Raw genomic sequence first — 4,840 nt, 5'->3', positions numbered from 1 at the left:
TTCACTCTTCTCTGATATGAATGGTATATGCCTTTTTAGGATTTTGCCTCAGCAGCATATCGATTTCCTTTTGGGTAAAACCGTTCTGCTCGAGCTGGGGGATCAATTTCGTAAACAGGTCAGTGTACCCCCTGTAGCTCCCGCCGTTCTTTTCTCCCACAGTGTACCATCCGGCGTCGTGTGAAATCAGGATATGATCCAATATTCCCCCGTCCTTGAGCTCCAAAAGCGTTTTTACGAACCAGTCGATGTTTCCGGTACCGTCAGGTTCGTTGGGAGTCCCGCCATCAATGTTGTCCAATGAGATCCACGCTCCCTGGCCGGCCGCTTGAAGGTAACCGGGGATGGTTCCGTTCTGGGCATGTGTCCAAACGAATGCGCTTGGGGAGACTCCCATTTCCTTTAGCAAACTGATCTGTGCCATTGCGGGCGAATCGCCTCCAGTATGGGAAACAATGGCCATACCGGTCTCCAAATGGGTAAGCCCCGCGGCCCTTACCAAGTTCTTGTGTGTTTCGGAAAGATTTTCCTCGTTTTCCACGGATATCTTTATAAAGCCCGGTCTGATACCGGAACCTTCGATTCCGTGTTTGAACTCCTTGATCCAATGGGACGCCATTTGCTTTGCAGGGGCATTCATTACCCCTTCAGGAATGAATTTGTTGTTCCCAGACCCGTAATAGCCTGTATTGGTAAGTATATGGATACCGGTCCGGTCCGCCAGTTCTTTTAGGACATAGGGGTCGCGGCCGAGATAGGCAGGGGTACAGTCCAAAAAAGTAGTGACGCCATATTCCTTGACCTCCTCCAGATAGGGCAGTGCGCGCTCCACGATTTCGTTCCTGTCCCAACGGTGATGGCCCGTGCTGTCCGCTCCAATCCAATCGACCATGATATGCTCATGGATAAGGGGAAGGCCCATTTCCTCTGGTTCGATCGGTCCGCTTACGGTTATGATCTGTGCCATGGCATCGTATGGGGCGATGGTGGCCAGAAAGATCAAAATATGTCCAAAAAACTTTTTCATTGCTACTATTCTACCGTTTAGGATACAAAATTATCATTTTTGTGAATACTACAAATTGCCCAGAGCTCTACTTGTCCTCATCTAGATCAGGACTTTAGGGATGGACACTTGCATTTCCTCTCAACCATCATTTTTTCTTATCCTAATTTGAAAAGCCTTTTTCGGATTTCTCACCAGAATTTGATGGATATCATCCTCCGTAAATCCATTGGCCAACATTTCAGGAATGAAGCTTTCAAAAATCGCTTCAAAACCTCTTATAGGGCCACCGCTTGGAAAACCATTTCCATCATGGGACAATAGTATTTTATGAAGCAAGTTCTTTTGTTTAAAGAGTTCGATTCTTTCAATATATTCATTTATGCCGGATTCGTTGGCACCATCAAGTGAAATCCAAGATCCTTTAGCTGCCAGATCAAGTAAAACCATATCGTCCTCAACTTTATTGGCGTGGGTCCAGATCCAGGCGCTGGGATGAATATCGTTATCCCTTAGAAGCTGCATCTGCAACTGAAGTGCTTCCATATTCTTTCCGGTATGTACGGCTATTGTAAGGCCCGTGCTCAAATGGGTCAAAATTCCGGCCTCGAAAAGTTTTCTGTCGATATTTGAAGGAGGACTACCATCATCAAATGCCAATTTGATAAAGCCAGGCTTGATGTCCGTTCCTTTAATTCCGTTTTCAAATTCGTCGATCCATATTTCCGAGATGGCCTTAGCGCTGGCCCCGTATGCGGATTCCGGAATGTATCGGTCATCCGCTGCACCGTAAAATCCGGTATTTGTAATAATCCGTATGTCCGTAGCGTCCGATATCATTTTCAATAGATCGACTCTTCTACCAAAATATTCCGTTGTGCAATCAAAAATGGAATTAACACCCAGCGATTTTAACTTTTTTAAATAAGGGATTACTTGATCGAACAATTTAATACTATCATAGTTCTGGGTCTCGTTTATTTCTTTGCCATAATTCGACATTATGTGCTCGTGGGTCAACGATATTCCTAACTCTGAAGAATTAATTGGACCATGTACGGTATTGATTTGATTTAAAGCCTTGCTGTTTTGACAGCTAGCAAAAAGGGCTGCTAACTGGATTGCAACAAATAGCTTGATTGCGATAATCTTCATAAGACACTATTTATTATCCTTTATTTGAACTTTAAGATTTACGATAGGGTGTCCTATTATCCCCTTTTTGAACTTTGCTATTGACTAATTTTTAAAAATAGGCGACCTCGAAACGCGAAACTTTCATTGACCGTAAAGTTCGATTAAAGCCGACGTTGTAGCTAGTTCCTTTAGCGGTAATCTGGATTTTCAAACTCCCATCGCTCTCCATCATCCCATTCCTTTCGAGAATTGCCATAATTTGAATAACCACTATTATTTTTTAACATTAATGCTAAATGAAGCAAATTATAGGTCATAAATGTGGTATTCCTATTCGTGAAATTACTATCAAAGCCCACAGGATTATTCAGTTTTTCTCCTTCCCATTCTGTATCTTCATAACTCGGTCCTGGACCTACTTTTCCAATCCATCCGCAATCTGCCTGGGGTGGTATGGAATAACCTACGTGTTGGAGTAAGTACAGTATTCCCATCGCACAATGTTTTATACCATCTTCATTACCGGTAACAATGCAACCACCGACTTTACCATAATAGACATATTGAACCTTTATCATTGGTTTGACTACTCATAGAATAAAGTCTTTCGATTAATTTTTGAGCTTCTGACGATTTTTCGCCTAACCAAATTGGTGTTCCTACTATAAGAACATCCGCATCTAGAACCTTCTTTGATAGTTTTGGCCATTTGTCAACTTCCCACCCATACTCGGTCATATCAGAATAAACACCACTTGCTATTTGATGGTCAACTAATCTGATCTCATCAACTTTGACGTTTTCCTTGGTCATAATTGTTTTGGAAACTTTCATCAAGGTTTTGGTGTGGCTTTCTTGTGGGGATTTTTTAAGAGTACAATTTATATACATCACTTTTAACTCACTAAAATCAATTTTTTTCATAATCACTTATTTTATTATAGAGCGTGCTATTCGGTAGGGCAAACCTGGCTATTTGTTTCCGGGGGACCGATATTTATTTAAAGATAGAAATTAAATTGAGAGCAAAATCAAGCTGTTTGGTTTGAGCCTTTATTATTGTATACAGTTTACAATTCAATTCCAGGAGCCAATATGAACTTAAAGATGAATGTTAATAGTATCAGCACTCCTGTTCCTAAAAGTGACAACTTACCGATTCCTTTGTTAGTTGAAATACTCACTTCTTTAATACTATCGGAGTTTTGCCAAGGAAATATAAAAATCATTCCACTCATAATAGGATAAATGATACTTAGTAACGCAATTACGGGAAGGTATAAAATTGTAATTATAAGGGAACCGATTACCCAAGGTAAAAACAGAACATGGAAGGAGAAGTTTTTCCTCGACTTCCCATTTTCCACCCACTTTTTATTGTAACTGAACCGCAAATAGGGAGCGGTTATTTTATAGGCAACAAAGACCAATAACAGTGCGGCAATAATTGCTAAAACTATCTGAATCCAAAATGGGGTATTTAATATACCATATACTTTTCCTATATCTCCATTTTTAAATAAAAATCCAGTCATCAAATATCCAAGAAAGTTAAACAATCCTAGTACAGAAAACCACAACAGGAAAAGATGTATCCATGTGTGGGATTTCCCCCGAATATTAAAATATACCCCACTTGTTAAAATTCCCTGCATCAAACTAATGAGAGGTCCAGCAAAGGCTATTGATGTTTTTTGATTTGTAGTTAGGTGCTCGATTGATAAGTGTTCAACATAATTATGATGAATTATGGGATTACTTTCGAAAAACGAGCCAATAATCGCGTGTAGGAACTCGTGAATAATAGTCGTTAGCAAAAAAGCTATTATATATACAATGGCCGAATTAATTGTAATCGTGTTTTTCTCATTCATATTTTTCGCCAATACTTCAAAATTGCACGCAATTTATATGGAAACAAAAATAGTTGCTTAACGTTTCTATTTAGCGGATATAGCGACAATCGACTGCTCTCTAGAGGTTTAACAATAATCGTTTATCTGAACTTTAGTTTTAGCTCCGTTCTTTGCAAGAATTCGTGCCTTTTTGTTCCGCGGGGCAATTTTTTTCTATTGGTCTGATGCTGCAAATTCTTTTACAATGCTGTTCCGTATTCCAAGCAAATCCGTCATATATTTTTTAAGGAACAAATTCTCCGCTAATTTACCCAAAACTCCCAAAGGGGATTTATAATCAAAAAAATCCTTCAAAAAGGTTCCGCCATTCAGGTCCGTAAAATGATGTTCTTGCCTAAAATTCTTGAAAGCTCCATTAACCATTTCGTCCACAAAGAAGTTCGGTCGGTCAGATTCCGTCACTTTGATGTAAGTCTTTGGTAAATGCCGAAATGTTTAGCTTTCCAAGCAACGGATTCATTAAGTCCGATCAGTCCACTTGTTTTTCCTGCGATTGCTTCTTCATTGGTATATTCAGTTGAAATTCTGTGCAGGTCGAGAATACTACGGGAAAGGTCGAATACTATTTCTTTATCCGCTTTTATTTCAGTCCTGAGTTCAATCCTCGGCATAGTGGTATGCAGGTTAACAATCGTTTACTTAGGGCTTGCTGATTTTCGTAAGGATTATAAACTTTAGGCCGCTACGGTTCGGTACGCATTTCGGCGACCATTTCCGATCGGTGCAAAAACCTTGCTCAAGAGCCCTTTCATGACGCCGGGAAATTCCCCATAACGGAACA

General features: G+C 40.1%; 4 protein-coding genes and 1 pseudogene. All 5 read right to left on the bottom strand.

Going from position 1 to position 4,840, the window contains the following annotated elements:
- Position 1 precedes the first annotated feature (1 nt).
- The gene (locus tag ACEW8S_RS02055) at positions 2 to 1,027 is read right to left on the bottom strand and encodes a phosphotriesterase (protein ID WP_373516524.1); all 1,026 of its coding nucleotides are present in this window, start codon (positions 1,025 to 1,027) and stop codon (positions 2 to 4) included.
- A 120-nt stretch (positions 1,028 to 1,147) separates the two neighbouring features.
- On the bottom strand, positions 1,148 to 2,161 hold the full coding sequence (locus ACEW8S_RS02050) for a hypothetical protein (protein ID WP_373516523.1): 1,014 nt from the start codon (positions 2,159 to 2,161) through the stop codon (positions 1,148 to 1,150).
- A 170-nt stretch (positions 2,162 to 2,331) separates the two neighbouring features.
- Positions 2,332 to 3,067 (bottom strand): annotated as a pseudogene (locus tag ACEW8S_RS02045) (flavodoxin family protein).
- 146 nt (positions 3,068 to 3,213) lie between these two features.
- Complete coding sequence (locus ACEW8S_RS02040) at positions 3,214 to 4,017, bottom strand: hypothetical protein (protein ID WP_373516522.1); 804 nt, start codon at positions 4,015 to 4,017, stop codon at positions 3,214 to 3,216.
- A 440-nt stretch (positions 4,018 to 4,457) separates the two neighbouring features.
- Positions 4,458 to 4,670 carry a hypothetical protein gene (locus ACEW8S_RS02035; protein ID WP_373516521.1) on the bottom strand — a complete coding sequence of 71 codons (213 nt, stop codon included), beginning with the start codon at positions 4,668 to 4,670 and terminating at the stop codon, positions 4,458 to 4,460.
- Between the last annotated feature and the right edge of the window lie 170 nt (positions 4,671 to 4,840).

This window comes from Pricia sp., assembly GCF_041745955.1.
In the GTDB taxonomy this organism is placed as follows: Bacteria; Bacteroidota; Bacteroidia; order Flavobacteriales; family Flavobacteriaceae; genus Pricia.
Note: the sequence above shows the minus strand (reverse complement) of the source record. Positions and strands in the feature narration are given on the sequence as shown.